This is a genomic window from Pantoea sp. CFCC18179, assembly GCF_059412405.1.
On sequence record NZ_JBNBPM010000002.1, the window covers coordinates 55,868 to 70,124 of the forward strand.

16 protein-coding genes are annotated in these 14,257 nt (G+C 54.5%); 12 read left to right on the forward strand and 4 right to left on the reverse strand.

Annotated elements, in window-relative coordinates; translation table 11 throughout:
* Positions 1-31 precede the first annotated feature (31 nt).
* The 6 genes from ACPUC7_RS04880 to ACPUC7_RS04905 all read left to right on the forward strand — a co-directional run bounded on the left by ACPUC7_RS04880 (position 32) and on the right by ACPUC7_RS04905 (position 7,411).
* Positions 32-229: a DUF2065 domain-containing protein gene (locus ACPUC7_RS04880; protein WP_343553031.1), complete on the forward strand. Its 198-nt coding sequence runs from the start codon at positions 32-34 to the stop codon at positions 227-229.
* A 179-nt stretch (positions 230-408) separates the two neighbouring features.
* Positions 409-1,707 carry an adenylosuccinate synthase gene (locus tag ACPUC7_RS04885; protein WP_343553030.1) on the forward strand — a complete coding sequence of 433 codons (1,299 nt, stop codon included), beginning with the start codon at positions 409-411 and terminating at the stop codon, positions 1,705-1,707.
* A gap of 191 nt (positions 1,708-1,898) precedes the next feature.
* Positions 1,899-2,342 (forward strand): nitric oxide-sensing transcriptional repressor NsrR, encoded by a 444-nt coding sequence (gene nsrR / locus ACPUC7_RS04890; protein WP_343553029.1) that lies wholly within the window; start codon positions 1,899-1,901, stop codon positions 2,340-2,342.
* Between the two features lie 16 nt (positions 2,343-2,358).
* The gene (gene rnr / locus ACPUC7_RS04895) at positions 2,359-4,851 is read left to right on the forward strand and encodes a ribonuclease R (RefSeq protein ID WP_494921979.1); all 2,493 of its coding nucleotides are present in this window, start codon (positions 2,359-2,361) and stop codon (positions 4,849-4,851) included.
* 112 nt (positions 4,852-4,963) lie between these two features.
* A complete protein-coding gene (gene rlmB, locus ACPUC7_RS04900) occupies positions 4,964-5,698 on the forward strand; it encodes a 23S rRNA (guanosine(2251)-2'-O)-methyltransferase RlmB (RefSeq protein WP_343553027.1) in 735 nt (244 codons plus the stop codon).
* A gap of 84 nt (positions 5,699-5,782) precedes the next feature.
* Positions 5,783-7,411, forward strand: a complete 1,629-nt coding sequence (locus ACPUC7_RS04905) for an isovaleryl-CoA dehydrogenase (protein ID WP_494921980.1) — start codon at positions 5,783-5,785, stop codon at positions 7,409-7,411.
* Here ACPUC7_RS04905 and bsmA read toward each other — a convergent pair.
* Both bsmA and ACPUC7_RS04915 read right to left on the reverse strand, forming a co-directional pair.
* Positions 7,385-7,711 carry a biofilm peroxide resistance protein BsmA gene (bsmA, locus tag ACPUC7_RS04910; RefSeq protein ID WP_494921981.1) on the reverse strand — a complete coding sequence of 109 codons (327 nt, stop codon included), beginning with the start codon at positions 7,709-7,711 and terminating at the stop codon, positions 7,385-7,387. The genes ACPUC7_RS04905 and bsmA overlap by 27 nt on opposite strands.
* 54 nt (positions 7,712-7,765) lie before the next feature.
* Positions 7,766-9,697 (reverse strand): methyl-accepting chemotaxis protein, encoded by a 1,932-nt coding sequence (locus ACPUC7_RS04915; RefSeq protein WP_494921982.1) that lies wholly within the window; start codon positions 9,695-9,697, stop codon positions 7,766-7,768.
* Positions 9,698-9,857: 160 nt separating this feature from the next.
* On the opposite strand from ACPUC7_RS04915, the gene yjfP reads away from it, so the two are divergent.
* Positions 9,858-10,607, forward strand: a complete 750-nt coding sequence (gene yjfP, locus ACPUC7_RS04920) for an esterase (RefSeq protein ID WP_494921983.1) — start codon at positions 9,858-9,860, stop codon at positions 10,605-10,607.
* Positions 10,608-10,657: 50 nt separating this feature from the next.
* Here the strand turns inward: yjfP and ACPUC7_RS04925 are convergent, their stop codons facing one another.
* The gene (locus ACPUC7_RS04925) at positions 10,658-10,864 is read right to left on the reverse strand and encodes a hypothetical protein (protein WP_343553022.1); all 207 of its coding nucleotides are present in this window, start codon (positions 10,862-10,864) and stop codon (positions 10,658-10,660) included.
* 388 nt (positions 10,865-11,252) lie between these two features.
* On the opposite strand from ACPUC7_RS04925, the gene rpsF reads away from it, so the two are divergent.
* From rpsF to rplI, 4 genes are read left to right on the forward strand one after another with little or no spacing between them, the layout of a single operon-like run.
* Positions 11,253-11,648: a 30S ribosomal protein S6 gene (rpsF, locus tag ACPUC7_RS04930; RefSeq protein WP_101762874.1), complete on the forward strand. Its 396-nt coding sequence runs from the start codon at positions 11,253-11,255 to the stop codon at positions 11,646-11,648.
* A gap of 6 nt (positions 11,649-11,654) precedes the next feature.
* Positions 11,655-11,972 carry a primosomal replication protein N gene (gene priB, locus ACPUC7_RS04935; protein WP_007892027.1) on the forward strand — a complete coding sequence of 106 codons (318 nt, stop codon included), beginning with the start codon at positions 11,655-11,657 and terminating at the stop codon, positions 11,970-11,972.
* A 4-nt stretch (positions 11,973-11,976) separates the two neighbouring features.
* Entirely contained in the window at positions 11,977-12,204 is a 228-nt protein-coding gene (rpsR, locus tag ACPUC7_RS04940; protein WP_002210155.1) for a 30S ribosomal protein S18, read from the forward strand.
* Positions 12,205-12,243: 39 nt separating this feature from the next.
* Positions 12,244-12,693, forward strand: coding sequence for a 50S ribosomal protein L9 (gene rplI, locus ACPUC7_RS04945; protein ID WP_343554565.1), 450 nt, complete (start codon positions 12,244-12,246; stop codon positions 12,691-12,693).
* Between the two features lie 56 nt (positions 12,694-12,749).
* Here rplI and ACPUC7_RS04950 read toward each other — a convergent pair whose 3' ends face one another.
* Positions 12,750-13,412, reverse strand: coding sequence for a LysM-like peptidoglycan-binding domain-containing protein (locus ACPUC7_RS04950; protein WP_494921984.1), 663 nt, complete (start codon positions 13,410-13,412; stop codon positions 12,750-12,752).
* Positions 13,413-13,630: 218 nt separating this feature from the next.
* Between ACPUC7_RS04950 and bamJ the strand changes: the two genes are divergently transcribed.
* Positions 13,631-14,251 (forward strand): BamJ family beta-barrel-assembly machinery protein, encoded by a 621-nt coding sequence (bamJ, locus tag ACPUC7_RS04955; RefSeq protein ID WP_343554552.1) that lies wholly within the window; start codon positions 13,631-13,633, stop codon positions 14,249-14,251.
* The last annotated feature ends 6 nt before the right edge of the window (positions 14,252-14,257 follow it).

A 14,257-nucleotide genomic window follows, 5' to 3' on the forward strand; every position in this document is an offset into this window, starting at 1 on the left:
CTGTTGTCGGCCTTTTTTTTGGGAAAAAATCATGAATACAACCATCTGGATGGCGCTGGCTTTGGTTTTGGTGCTGGAAGGACTTGGGCCGATGTTTATGCCGCGCGCCTGGCGTCGCATGATTTTGGCGATGACGCAGTTGCCCGATCGTCTTCTGCATCGTTTTGGCGGTGGTTTAGTCGTGGCCGGCGTGGTGATTTACGCCATGATCAGCCTGCACGCGCGATAATTAGCGTAAATTTGTGCGCTGTCGCACGGTGAATTGTGTCTCATTGCCGCGCTTCCCCCAACATGTTGTGAGCTGACCAAAACTCAGGCAAAAAACAGCGCAATCGTATGCTAAAAGTGCTGAAAGAGACAAAATCAGGTGGTAGAATCCTTTTTTAAGCAATCGGTGATTTTGAAAAAATGGGTAAGAACGTCGTCGTACTGGGCACCCAATGGGGTGACGAAGGTAAAGGTAAGATCGTAGACCTTCTGACAGAGCGCGCGAATTACGTCGTGCGTTATCAAGGTGGCCACAATGCAGGCCACACACTTGTCATCAACGGTGAAAAAACCGTCCTCCACTTAATTCCCTCTGGCATCCTGCGTGAAAACGTCACCAGCATCATTGGTAATGGTGTGGTGTTGTCGCCTGAAGCGCTGATGAAAGAGATGAAAGGGCTGGAAGAGCGCGGTGTGCCGGTACGTGAACGTCTGCTGATCTCTGAAGCTTGCCCGTTGATTCTGCAATACCACGTAGCAATGGATCTGGCGCGCGAAAAAGCGCGTGGCGCCAAAGCTATCGGCACCACGGGCCGCGGTATCGGCCCAGCGTATGAAGATAAAGTGGCTCGTCGCGGTCTGCGCGTGAGCGATCTCTTCAACAAAGAAACCTTCGCGGTGAAGCTGAAAGAAATCGTCGATTTCTACAACTTCCAGCTGGTTAACTATTACAAAACCGACGCAGTAGACTACGAAAAAGTGCTGAACGATGTACTGGCTGTTGCCGACATCCTGACCAGCATGGTGGTTGACGTTTCTGAACTGCTGGACGGCGCGCGCAAGCGTGGCGACCTGATCATGTTCGAAGGTGCGCAGGGTACGCTGCTGGATATCGATCACGGTACTTATCCGTACGTGACGTCTTCTAACACCACCGCAGGTGGCGTAGCGACCGGTTCTGGTATTGGTCCACGTTACGTTGATTACGTACTGGGTATCGTGAAAGCCTACTCAACCCGCGTGGGTGCAGGTCCATTCCCGACTGAACTGTTCGATGAAACTGGCGAGTTCCTGTGCAAACAAGGTAACGAGTTTGGCGCGACCACCGGTCGTCGTCGTCGTACTGGTTGGTTGGATGCGGTTGCCGTGCGCCGTGCCGTACAGATCAACTCACTGTCAGGTTTCTGCATGACCAAACTGGACGTGCTGGATGGCCTGAAAGAAGTGAAAATTTGCGTCGGTTATCGCATGCCAGATGGCCGCGAAATGACCACCACGCCGCTGGCTGCTGAAGGCTGGGAAGGCATTGAGCCGATTTATGAATCAATGCCAGGCTGGAGCGAAACCACCTTTGGCGTGAAGACGCTGGATGGTCTGCCGCAAGCGGCTCGTGACTACATCAAGCGTGTAGAAGAAGTAACCGGTGTGCCGATTGATATTATTTCTACCGGCCCAGACCGTAGTGAGACCATGATTCTGCGCGACCCGTTCGACGCATAATTATTAGAGGCCGGACAATGTCCGGCCTTCATTTATCTGCTCTTCAACGCCTCTCACTCTGTTTTTTCTCGCAAATATCGGCACTTGCCGGAAAAAAACGCACCGGCCTCCACGCTCTGGTTTATCATCATACTTAAACATCACGCCGACCGGCGCATAACCATAACGACCGATGATTCTTTGAGGTATATGTGCAGCTAACAAGTTTTACCGATTATGGTCTGCGTGCGCTGATTTACATGGCGACGTTACCGGAAGGTAAGCAGACCAACATCACCGAAGTCACCGATACCTACGGGGTGTCGCGAAATCACATGGTTAAGATCATCAACCAACTCAGCCGGGCAGGCTTTGTTGCCGCAACACGCGGTAAAAACGGCGGAATTCGTTTAGGCATGGACCCGGAAAAAATTGTGATCGGCGACGTGGTGAGAAAAATGGAACCATTGCAGCTGGTGAACTGTGATGAGTGCGTGATTACCCCAGCTTGTCGCTTACGCAAAGCGCTGTACGACGCGGTCCAGCTATTCCTCAAGGAACTGGACAAATACACGCTGGCCGATTTGGTCAAAAACAACGACTCGCTGTACCAACTTTTATTGTCCGAACCGCCGGTGGCAATTCAAATTAAATGACATCGGAGGAACCGTAATGTCAAAAGATCCTTTCCAGGATAGAGAAGCTGAAAAGTACGAAAACCCTATTCCAAGCCGCGAATTTATCCTGGCACTGTTAGAAAAACGGGAAAAACCGACCAACCGCGATGACATCGCGCAGGAACTCAACATCACCAGCGAAGAGCAGCTCGAAGCGCTGCGCCGCCGTCTACGCGCCATGGAGCGCGACGGTCAGTTGGTGTTCACTCGCCGCCAATGCTATGCCTTGCCTGAACGTCTCGATTTGCTGCGTGGCAAAGTGATTGGTCACCGCGATGGTTATGGCTTCCTGCGTGTGGAAGGCCAGAAAGATGATTTCTATCTCTCCGCTGAGCAGATGAAATTCTGTCTGCACGGCGATGTGATTCTGGCGCAGCCAGGCAGCGCCGATCGTAAAGGTCGCCGTGAAGCGCGCGTAGTACGCGTGCTGGAGCCGCGTAACAGCCAAATCGTCGGCCGCTTCTTCACGGATGCGGGCACCGCGTTTGTGGTGCCAGACGACAGCCGCTTAAGCTTCGACATCCTGATTCCACAAGAAGAAACGTTGAATGCGCGCATGGGCTCAGTGGTGGTGGTGGAAATCACCCAACGCGCCACGCGTCGCACCAAAGCGCTGGGTAAAATCACCGAGCTGCTGGGCGATGATATGGGTACCAGCCTTGCCGTCGATATGGCGGTGCGCACCCATGAAATTCCGCACACCTGGCCGGAAGAAGTTGAAAAACAGATCGCCAAACTGAAAGAAGAAGTGCCGGAAGAAGCGAAACAAGGCCGTATCGATCTGCGCAAGTTGCCGTTGGTTACCATCGACGGCGAAGACGCGCGTGACTTCGATGACGCGGTGTTCTGTGAGAAGAAACGTGGTGGCGGCTGGCGCCTGTGGGTGGCGATTGCTGATGTCAGTTACTACGTGCGTCCGGGCACGCCGTTGGATGACGAAGCGCATCAGCGCGGCACCTCGGTGTATTTCCCGTCGCAGGTTATCCCGATGCTGCCGGAAATCCTCTCGAACGGTTTGTGCTCACTGAATCCGCAGGTGGATCGCCTGTGCATGGTGTGCGAGATGACCATCTCCTCGAGCGGCAAACTCACTGGCTTCAAACACTATGAAGCGGTGATGAATTCTCATGCACGCCTGACTTACAACAAAGTGTGGAGCATTCTGCAAGGCGATGCCGAGCTGAGCGAGCAATATGCGGCGCAGGTTCCACATCTGCATGAACTGCACAACATGTATCAAGTGCTGGAAACTGCGCGTGAGCAACGTGGCGGCATTTCGTTCGAAACGGAAGAAGCCAAGTTCATCTTCAACGCCGAACGTCGCATTGAGCGTGTTGAGCGCACTTCGCGTAATGATGCGCATAAGCTGATTGAAGAGTGCATGATTCTCGCCAACATCGCTTCGGCGCGTTTTGTTGAGAAAAACCAAGAGCCCGCGCTGTTCCGCGATCACGATCGTCCAAGCGAAGACAGCATTAAGAGCTTCCGCACGGTGTTGAACGAGTTGGGCTTGAGCCTGCCGGGCGGTGCGAAACCGCAGCCGATTGATTATGCCGATTTGCTGAAACAAGTGGCCGATCGTCCGGACGCAGAAATGCTGCAAACTATGTTGCTGCGCTCGATGAAACAAGCGGTTTACGATCCTGAAAACCGCGGCCACTTTGGTCTGGCGCTGGCTTCGTATGCGCACTTTACCTCGCCGATTCGTCGTTATCCGGATCTGCTGCTACATCGCGCCATCAAATATCTGCTGGCGAAAGAGCGCGGCGAAGTGGATGGTATTACCACGCCAACCGGCGGCTATCACTACGACATGCAGCAGATGCTGCAACTCGGTCAGCACTGTTCGTTGACTGAGCGCCGTGCGGATGAAGCCACACGCGATGTTGCTGACTGGCTGAAGTGTGACTTCATGCAGGATCAGGTCGGAAACGTGTTCAACGGTGTGATCTCCAGCGTCACCGGTTTTGGTTTCTTCGTACGCCTTAATGACCTGTTCATCGATGGCTTGGTGCACGTCTCCACGCTGGATAACGATTACTATCGCTTCGATCCGGTGGGCCAGCGTCTGATTGGCGAATCCGGTGGCCGTACTTATCGTCTTGGCGACGCAGTAGAAGTGCGTGTCGATGCGGTGCATATGGATGAACGCAAAATCGACTTTGCGCTGATCTCCAGCAAACGCGTGCCGCGCGGCGAAGGTAAAACCGAACGCGAGCGCGAAAAACGTGGCGGCAAACCGCCAGCCAAACGCCGTCGCGATGCCGGTAAGAAAGGCACCTTTGAGCCAGACTCTGCTTTCCGTGGTGACAAGAAGAAACCCGCAGTCGCCGCTCAGGCAGCAAAAGGCGGCAAGAAAAAACCGGCCGTTGCTGAGCCCGTGGTGAAAACTGAGAAAAAAGGCAAAAAAGTCTCGGATAAAACCCGTAAAATCGCCGCCGCTACCAAAGCCAAGCGCGCGTCGAAGAAGCAACCTGACGAAGCTTAATAGTTTGGTCGCCATTAATGGCGACCCTACGAAACCGTTGTAGGGTGCGCATTTTTGCGCACCTTTTAATGGCACTGAATTCAACGATCTACATCCAACCTTGAGCAAAGTAATGAGTGAAATAATTTTTGGTATTCATGCCGTGCAGGCGTTGCTGGAGCGCGATCCTCAGCGTTTTCAGGAAGTCTTTATCCTCAAAGGCCGTGACGATCGTCGCCTGCATCCGCTGATCCTCGCGCTGGAAGCTCAGGGCATTCCGGTGCAAGTTGCCAATCGCCAATGGCTCGATAGCCAGGTTGAAGGCGGCGTGCATCAGGGGATCGTGGCGCGCGTGAAACCGGGCAAGCAGTACCAGGAAGGCGATCTGCCGGATCTGCTGCAAAGCCTGGAAAAGCCATTCTTGCTGGTGCTGGATGGCGTTACCGATCCGCACAACCTTGGCGCCTGCCTGCGCAGTGCTGATGCGGCTGGCGTGCACGCGGTGATTGTGCCAAAAGATCGTGCGGCCCCGCTGAATGCCACCGCCAAAAAAGTGGCGAGCGGCGCGGCGGAAAACGTGCCGTTGATTCGCGTCACCAATCTGGCGCGTACCTTGCGTCTGTTGCAGGAATACAACATTTGGGTGGTGGGCACCGCCGGCGAAGCCGATCATACTGTTTACCAAAGCAAAATGACCGGCCCAATGGCGCTGGTGATGGGCGCAGAAGGTGAAGGCATGCGTCGTTTAACCCGTGAACACTGCGATGAGTTGATCAGCATTCCAATGGCTGGCAGCGTTTCTTCTCTGAATGTGTCGGTTGCCACTGGCGTTTGCTTGTTCGAAGCGGTACGCCAGCGCCAGGCGTGATCCTCGCCGCAAAAGATTTTCCAGGCCAGGCATAACTACAAATCCCCTTCATACTTTAGAAATACGTATGAAGGGGAATGCTCAATGAACTGGAATACCCACACCGTATTCAATCAGCCACATCCACTCAGCAACAGCAATCTGTTTACCCGCGATATCGCCTTGTGCGAGGCCGTGGCACGCGAAGGCGCCAGCTGGGACCGTGAATGGCTGGCTTCGGTAGGTTTGCAACTTGGCAGCGCCGAATCGCTGGAACTTGGCCGCCTGGCGAACGCCGAGCCGCCGGAACTGCTGCGTTACGATGCGCGCGGTGAACGTCTCGACGAAGTGCGTTTTCACCCGGCGTGGCATTTGTTAATGCAGGGATTGTGCGCCAGCCGCTTACACAATCTGAGTTGGCAACCCGATGTGCAGCCGCATGCGATGGTGGCGCGTGCGGCGCGCTTTATGTTGCATGCGCAAGTTGAAGCCGGTTCGCTTTGTCCGGTCACCATGACGCACGCCGCCATTCCGCTGCTGCAAAATCACCTTCCTCAAACCTACGAAGATTGGTGCGATACGCTGCTCAGCGATCGTTACGATGCCCATCATCTGCCCGGCAATAAAAAGCGTGGTCTGTTGATTGGTATGGGCATGACGGAAAAACAGGGCGGGACCGATGTGCTCAGTAACACCACGCGCGCTGAACCTTTAGGCATTCGTGGGCCGGGCGAAGCGTATCGTATCACCGGCCACAAATGGTTCTTCTCGGTGCCGCAAAGCGATGCGCATCTGATTCTGGCGCAAACCGCGCAAGGACTGAGTTGCTTCTTCCTGCCACGCTTGCTGCCCGACGGCACGCGTAACGCCATCCGCCTTGAACGTCTGAAAAACAAGTTGGGCAATCGCTCGAATGCCAGCGCCGAAGTGGAATTTCAGGATGCCATCGGTTGGCTGATGGGCGAGGAAGGCGAGGGCGTGCGGCTGATCCTGAAAATGGGCGGCATGACACGCTTTGATTGTGCGTTGGGTAGCCACGGACAAATGCGCCGTGCGCTATCCATTGCGGTGCATCATGCACAGCAGCGTCAGTTGATGGGCAAAAATCTCAGCGATCAGCCTTTGATGCGCGCAGTGCTTGCGCAGCAGGCGCTGCAACTGGAGGGGCAAACGGCATTGTTGATGCGGCTGGCGCGTGCCTGGTCAACGCCCGCGAATCAGCATGAACGTTTATATGCACGCTTATTCACGCCCGCCGCCAAGTTCGTGGTGTGCCAGGCGGGCATGCCGTTTGTAGCGGAAGCGATGGAAGTGTTAGGCGGGATTGGTTACTGCGAAGAGAGCGAGTTGCCGCGCTTGTATCGTGAAATGCCGGTGAACAGCATTTGGGAAGGCTCTGGCAATGTGATGTGTCTCGATGTGCTGCGCGTGATGGGCCGTCATGTTGAAGTGATGACCATGCTGCACGATGAGTTTGATGCGGTGAAAGGCAGCAATCGTCATTTTGATCGCCGTTGGCGGCAATTGCGTTTGCAGCTTGCCAATCCGCGCGAAGGGCAAGCGCGCGAAATTACCCGCGAGCTGTATCAGCTGGCGACGGCGGCAATTTTGCTGAAAGTGGCGGAACCGCCGCTGGCCGATGCATGGTGCCAGCAGCAATTGGATACGCGCGGGCATCGCGCGTTGAGCGAGGATCTCTGCTCGCGCTTACTGCTGCGCACCAGCGCTGGCTGAAGGCGCGCCATACAGAATCGCCGTGGCGTACCAGAAGCTGGGAATGGTGGTTTCATCCAGCATCAGGATTTGGTAGTAAACCGCACCGGCTTGATTGGCTTTGGCCGCAATGGCGCGCTGGGCATCATCCGGTGAACCGCGTGTGGTGGCGGTGATATTGCCAAGTTTCGGCAAGCCATAGCTTTGTGCGCGGGTGATTTCCTGCGCATGCTTGCTCGGTGCGGGTGGAGCTTGTGGCGTGGTGGTAAAAGCAGAACATCCGCTCAACAGTAAAGACAACGCCAGAAATAGAGTGCGCATAGCAATTCCTGAATCGGGAAGATGGCTCAAGTGTAAGCCATCTTCCTGCCGCTTTTAGTCCTTCAGATGAAAAATGCTCACCAACTGCGTCAGATGATGACCTTTCTGACTCAAATGATTGGCAGTGGTTTCCGACTGATTAACCATATCGCTGCTTTGATGGGTTGCCTGGCTGATGTGGTTCATCGCCAGATTAACCTGACCAATACCCGCCGCTTGTTCCTGTGCGGCAATATTAATCTCGCCCATCAAGGTTTTAACCTGCTCGATATGATTGACGATGTGGCTCATCGCATCGCGCGTTTGCTCGGACAGCGCGTGTCCCGCTGCCACCTTGTCGATCGACGTGGCAATCAGCCCATCAATCTCTTTAGCGGCATTAGCGCTGCGTTGTGCCAGCGCGCGCACTTCCGCCGCCACCACCGCAAAGCCTTTGCCGTGTTCGCCAGCACGCGCCGCTTCAACCGCGGCATTCAACGCCAGAATGTTGGTCTGGAAGGCGATCGATTCAATCACATGGGTAATATCGGCGATACTTTGTGAAGCAACGCGAATCTCCGACATGGTTTCCACCGAGCGCGCCACGGTGCTGCCGCCGTGATTGACGGTATTCGCCGCTTCACCGACCAACGCCATTGCCTGACGCACGTTGGCCGCAGTCTGCGCCACCGTGGCACCAAACTGTTCCATGCTAGCCGAGGTTTCTTCCACGCTGCTGGCCTGGCGGCCAATCTGCTCGCTAATACTCGAACTGCCGGCGGCGATGCTGTCGGTGCCGCTGCTGATATCGCGCGCGGCCGCACGCACCTGGCTCACCACTTTCTCCAACCCGTCGCCAATACCGTTGATCGCGCTGACCAACTGGCCGATTTCGTCACGACGGCTGGATTGGAGATGCGCCTGCAAATTACCGGCGGCGTACTGCTCGGCCAGATGAATCACCTGTTGCAGCGGACGTGTAATGGCGCGGCGGCTGTACCAGATGAAGCCCAGCGCAAAGGCAATAACCAGCGCCAAACCTATCGCCATAAACAGATTGCGACTGTGTGTGATCGGCGCCAGCAGACTCGCGCGGCTGACTTCTCCGGCAATAATCCAGTTCCAGCCAGGCAGTTGTTGCCATGCCAACAGTTTGGTTTCGCCATCCAATTCAAGTGATATCAACCCTTTAGGCTGACCCAATAATTGTTGCTGAATGGCGTTATCCCACAGTGGCAGCTTGCCTTCGTTTTGACGATCAAACAGATATTGCCCTTGGTTGCTGCCCGGCGCGCCGTTCAGCACAAAGAACTTGCCGCTGTCACCTAAATGGCGTGCCAGTACTTTGTCGCGCATCAAGGTGTACTGCGCATCAATCTGCACGCCAACAAACAGAATAGCGATCACCGCGCCGTCATTGTCTTGCACCGGCTGATACTGCGTGATGTAGCGATGGCCGAACAGCGTTGCCAGGCCGCGAAAAACCTGGCCTTGATTGATGCTGCGCCACGCCGCGCTGCTGCGATCCAGCTTGGTGCCAACGGCGCGATTGCCATCCTCTTTCTTCAACGACGTCGCGATGCGAATGAAGTCGTCGCCATCGCGCACGAAAATGGTCGAGACTGCGCCGGTACGATCAAGGAAATCATCCACCGCAATCTGATCAAGATTGAGGGTTTTTAATCCGGCACGCAGCGTGGGCGTGCTGAGCTCGCCGACCTGAATGCGCTCGCTTTCATCACGGCTAAAACGCTTTGGCAGGAAGCTTTGGAACAGTTTGGTGTAGTTGGCCACCTCTTCCGAGAGTGTGGCGTTGAACATGGTGGCCATTTCATTAATGCCTAGCACCTGGTTCTGCATATCATCGGTTGCCAGCTGTTCAAGCTGACGCGCGGCGTTATGGCTCAGGGTTAAGGTCAGAGTAAACAGCACAATTGCCACGCTCAAAGACGTCAATACAGACAGCTTAATTCCGAGACCCATGGCGCTGAGAGAAAGACGCTTCATAAAGTACCTTTTTTGAAATTATTGAAGGGGTACAAGATCAACGGCAAAAAGCACAAAAAGTTTAGTGCGGAAATTATTCGAATTAAATGTGAAGTGGCTCGCGTTTTGTCGTGTAGCACTTACACTGTGTCCAGTGATAATCATTCTCAACGGAGGCGGTATGATTGAGTTGGCAACGGAGAATCTGGCGGGGATCGAATGCATTCATGCGGCACCGGCCGGACAGCGGCAATCGCGGTTACCAACGGTGTTGTTCTATCACGGGTTCACCTCATCTAAAGAGGTGTACAGCTATTTTGCGGTGGCGCTGGCGCAAGCCGGTTTTCGCGTCATCATGCCGGATGCGGATATGCACGGCGCACGCTACAACGGTGATACCGAAGCGCGCATGACGCATTTCTGGGAGATCCTCAAACAGAACATCGACGAAGTGGCGCTGCTGGAAGCTGCGCTGCGTGAGCACGACTGGATCGCCGATGAACGCTTCGCGGTGGCGGGCGCTTCGATGGGCGGCATGACCGCGTTGGGCGCGATGGCACGCTATCCGCAGATCCACAGTGTGGCGTGCATGATGGGGTCCGGCTACTTTATGCAGCTCAGCCAAACGCTGTTTCCGCCGCTGGTGGCGCGTACGGCAGAACAAAAAGAGACGCTCGCTGCGCGTCTGGCTCCGTTAGCGCCTTACGATCCTAGCCAACATTTAGATAAATTGGCCAATCGACCTTTGCTGCTGTGGCACGGTGAAGCGGATGAAGTGGTGCCATTCGCCGAAACGGCGCGACTGGATAAAGCGTTGCGTGAAGCCGCGTTAGATCAGCATCTGACGTCATTATCCGAGAAACATATCGGCCATAAAATCACGCCAGCGGCATTAACGGCGTTGGTGAGTTTCTTTAAACATCATTTATAGAAAAACATCAGGCTGGCGCGATGAACGCCAGCCTGTTACGACAAGCCGGATTACAGTTGTGACGACAACCGATCGGCCGCACTACTATTGGCACTGACTGGGTTAGTATTGGCAGGCGCATCCAGCCGGTTGACGTAGACATAGCCTGAAGCCGCATTGCTGTTACTTCTCATCTGCTGCGCATAGTCAGCGGAGCTGGCAAAAGCGGGTGGAGACAGGAAGAGACCCAGTAAAGTGGCGATAATGATAGTTTTCATAATCGACTCCAAACTCACAGGGAATTCACTCTCAGACGCGACAAATTGGCCAAACCGTTGCGCCTGTAAATAGTGTAGTTCTTCGCCACATTGCTGCCAGATCGTCCTGTTGAACGCCTCGTTCAGAGAATTTGAACCATCGCGACTTAACCCGCTGAATCACAATGCTTAGCACAAAAGGTGTTAGCGCCTAGCACGAACCCCGCGATTTGATGAATTGTGCGCTTGAGTTTCAAGCAAGACGCCAGTATGATTACGCGTCAATTTTTCAGCTGCATTCAGAGGTGTGTTTCATTCATTGCAATGATCCACCACCTATAACGTTCCTTGCTTCCATGGGCCGCAGCTGACCCCGACAGGAGGCTGAATAATCCGTAAGGAGCTATCGATGCGTCATTACGAAATCGTATTTATGGTCCATCCTGACCAGAGCGAACAGGTTCCAGGTATGATCGAGCGTTACACTGGTGCTATCACCGGTGCACAAGGCACGATCCACCGTCTGGAAGACTGGGGCCGCCGTCAGCTGGCTTACCCAATCAACAAACTGCACAAAGCACACTATGTTCTGATGAACGTAGAAGCTCCGCAGGAAGTGATTGACGAGCTGGAAACTAACTTCCGCTTCAACGACGCCGTTATCCGCAGCATGGTTATGCGCGTTAAGCACGCGGTAACTGAAGCATCTCCGATGGTTAAAGCGAAAGATGAGCGTCGTGATCGTCGCGAAGACTTTGCTAACGAATCGGCTGATGACTCAGATGCTGGGGATTCTGAAGAGTAATCCGACATGACGGCAAATCGGCTGCGCCTGTCTGGCACTGTGTGCAAGACGCCAGTTCGAAAAGTCAGCCCGTCAGGGATTCCTCATTGCCAGTTCGTGCTTGAGCATCGTTCTGTGCAAGAGGAAGCCGGTTTCCACCGGCAAGCCTGGTGTCAAATGCCGGTGATTATCAGCGGCAGCACCCATCAGGTGATTACTCAACATATAACGGTCGGCACGCAACTCACTCTCGAAGGTTTCATTAGCTGCCATCAGGCACGCAATGGGCAGAGTAGAATGGTGTTACATGCCGAGCAGATTGATTTGATAGATTCTGGAGACTAGCCTAATGGCACGTTATTTCCGTCGTCGCAAGTTCTGCCGTTTCACCGCGGAAGGCGTTGTAGAGATTGATTACAAAGATATCGCTACACTGAAAAACTACATTACCGAAAGCGGTAAAATTGTCCCGAGCCGTATCACCGGTACTCGTGCAAAATACCAGCGCCAGCTCGCTCGTTGCATCAAGCGCGCTCGCTACCTGTCCCTGCTGCCGTACACTGATCGTCATCAGTAATCGGTAGCTGTCCATTAACGACTTTAAGAGGATAAGGTAATGCAAGTTATTCTGCTTGATAAAGTAGCAAACCTGGGCAGCCTGGGTGATCAGGTTAACGTTAAAGCGGGCTACGCTCGTAACTTCCTGGTTCCACAAGGTAAAGCTGTTCCTGCTACCAAGAAAAACGTTGAGTTCTTCGAAACACGTCGCGCTGAACTGGAAGCCAAACTGGCTGACGTTCTGGCTGCTGCTAACGCACGTGCAGAGAAAATCAACGCACTGGGCAATGTAACCATCGTGTCTAAATCAGGCGACGCTGGTAAACTGTTCGGTTCCATCGGTACCCGTGACATCGCTGATGCAGTAACTGCAGCAGGCGTTGAAGTGGCTAAAAGCGAAGTTCGTCTTCCAGAAGGCGTTCTGCGCACCACCGGTGAGCATGAAGTTGACTTCCAGATCCATAGCGAAGTATTCGCTAAGCTGGTTGTGAATGTAGTTGCTGAGTAATTTTACTCGGTAATGCGAAGACGCCGGCCCTGTGCCGGCGTTTTTGTTTCTGCGATTTATTGCGCGCGGATAAAGCTGCCGTCAGGTTGACGGGTAAACAGCACCGGGCCGTTGCTGCTATCCACGGTTAATCCTGTCACCACGCCTTGCGCATTCTGGCGAATCTTCACCTGTTGGCCGTTCTGCAATGCACTCAACGGTTGCCCATCACCTTCCACTCGCGCCATGGCAAACACATCATTGACCGGCAAATTATTGTCGCGGAACAACTGCGCCAGCGTTTGGCCTGATGCCACGCTGTAGGTGCGCCATTCGCCCTGTGAATCGGTTTTAGGTGGCGTATTCTGCTGCTTTTGCTGTTGGTTATCGTAAATCTCCGCCTGCATCGGCACTTCTTTTCCAGCGTTATCAGCTGGGCGTTCAACCGGATATTGTGGCGTACTGCTCGGCCAGAGAAACGCCAGCAACAGCACCAGCAGGGCAATCACAATGCCACGACGATGTAGAGCTGGCAGCGGATCCATCCAGCGCACATCATCCAGCAAATGCCAGACGCGTTGCAGTGCGACGGGAACGCGGGAAGGGTGATCGGAAGCCATTCGTGAATCCTCCTCGCTGGCGGCTTTTTTGCGCGGCATGCGCTGCAGCCAACGTTGCAACCAAGGTAATAAAGTACGCGGTGCGCGCGTCCTGCGACGTCGTGGGGCGATCTGGCCCATGAATTCTCTCTTGTTTCGACGATGACGGATGAAAATCTCGCCACAGCTATAGTATGGGCAATACGGGCGGGAAGTGCCTGCCAGCATTGAACAATTTGACGCGTGTATTGTTTCCTTTTCGCTGAGAAATGTCATCTGCGGCGCGCGAGATTTTACGCCACGCGCCTGCGCTGGTATGCTGCCGGTTCTATTTTTTTCTCCGGGATTAAGGAATCAAGATGACGACCCCTTCATTCGACAGCGTCGAATCACAAGCAAGTTACGGTATCGGTTTACAGGTAGGCCAGCAGTTGCAAGAGTCTGGACTGCAAGGTTTGCAGCCGGAAGCACTGCTCGCCGGCCTGCGCGACGCGCTGGAAGGGAACTCACCGGCGGTCCCGGTTGATGTGGTACATCGCGCGCTGCGTGAAGTGCACGAACGTGCCGAAGGCGTGCGTCGTGAGCGTGTAGAAGCTATGGCCGCAGAAGGCCAGAAATTCCTGGAGCAGAACGCGCAGCGTGAAGGTGTGAGCAGCACCGAAACCGGTCTGCAATTCAGCGTGCTGACCCAAGGCGAAGGCCCAATCCCATCGCGTCAGGATCGTGTGCGCGTACACTACACCGGTAAGCTGATCGACGGCACCGTGTTTGATAGCTCAGTGGCGCGCGGCGAACCGGCTGAATTCCCGGTAAGCGGTGTAATCGCGGGCTGGATTGAAGCGCTGACGCTGATGCCAGTCGGTTCCAAATGGGAACTGGCGATTCCACATAACCTCGCCTACGGCGAGCGCGGTGCGGGTGCCTCTATCCCACCATTCAGCACCTTGATCTTCGAAGTTGAGCTGCTGGAAATTCTGTAAGTTTAA

What these genes read in the sequence shown, in the direction of transcription:
- ACPUC7_RS04880 (WP_343553031.1), top strand. Translation starts at nt 32, where the DNA reads ATGAATACAACCATCTGGATGGCGCTGGCTTTGGTTTTGGTGCTGGAA.
- ACPUC7_RS04885 (WP_343553030.1), top strand. Translation starts at nt 409, where the DNA reads ATGGGTAAGAACGTCGTCGTACTGGGCACCCAATGGGGTGACGAAGGT.
- rnr (WP_494921979.1), top strand. Translation starts at nt 2,359, where the DNA reads ATGTCAAAAGATCCTTTCCAGGATAGAGAAGCTGAAAAGTACGAAAAC.
- rlmB (WP_343553027.1), top strand. Translation starts at nt 4,964, where the DNA reads ATGAGTGAAATAATTTTTGGTATTCATGCCGTGCAGGCGTTGCTGGAG.
- ACPUC7_RS04905 (WP_494921980.1), top strand. Translation starts at nt 5,783, where the DNA reads ATGAACTGGAATACCCACACCGTATTCAATCAGCCACATCCACTCAGC.
- bsmA (WP_494921981.1), bottom strand. Translation starts at nt 7,711, where the DNA reads ATGCGCACTCTATTTCTGGCGTTGTCTTTACTGTTGAGCGGATGTTCT.
- ACPUC7_RS04915 (WP_494921982.1), bottom strand. Translation starts at nt 9,697, where the DNA reads ATGAAGCGTCTTTCTCTCAGCGCCATGGGTCTCGGAATTAAGCTGTCT.
- yjfP (WP_494921983.1), top strand. Translation starts at nt 9,858, where the DNA reads ATGATTGAGTTGGCAACGGAGAATCTGGCGGGGATCGAATGCATTCAT.
- ACPUC7_RS04925 (WP_343553022.1), bottom strand. Translation starts at nt 10,864, where the DNA reads ATGAAAACTATCATTATCGCCACTTTACTGGGTCTCTTCCTGTCTCCA.
- rpsF (WP_101762874.1), top strand. Translation starts at nt 11,253, where the DNA reads ATGCGTCATTACGAAATCGTATTTATGGTCCATCCTGACCAGAGCGAA.
- priB (WP_007892027.1), top strand. Translation starts at nt 11,655, where the DNA reads ATGACGGCAAATCGGCTGCGCCTGTCTGGCACTGTGTGCAAGACGCCA.
- rpsR (WP_002210155.1), top strand. Translation starts at nt 11,977, where the DNA reads ATGGCACGTTATTTCCGTCGTCGCAAGTTCTGCCGTTTCACCGCGGAA.
- rplI (WP_343554565.1), top strand. Translation starts at nt 12,244, where the DNA reads ATGCAAGTTATTCTGCTTGATAAAGTAGCAAACCTGGGCAGCCTGGGT.
- ACPUC7_RS04950 (WP_494921984.1), bottom strand. Translation starts at nt 13,412, where the DNA reads ATGGGCCAGATCGCCCCACGACGTCGCAGGACGCGCGCACCGCGTACT.
- bamJ (WP_343554552.1), top strand. Translation starts at nt 13,631, where the DNA reads ATGACGACCCCTTCATTCGACAGCGTCGAATCACAAGCAAGTTACGGT.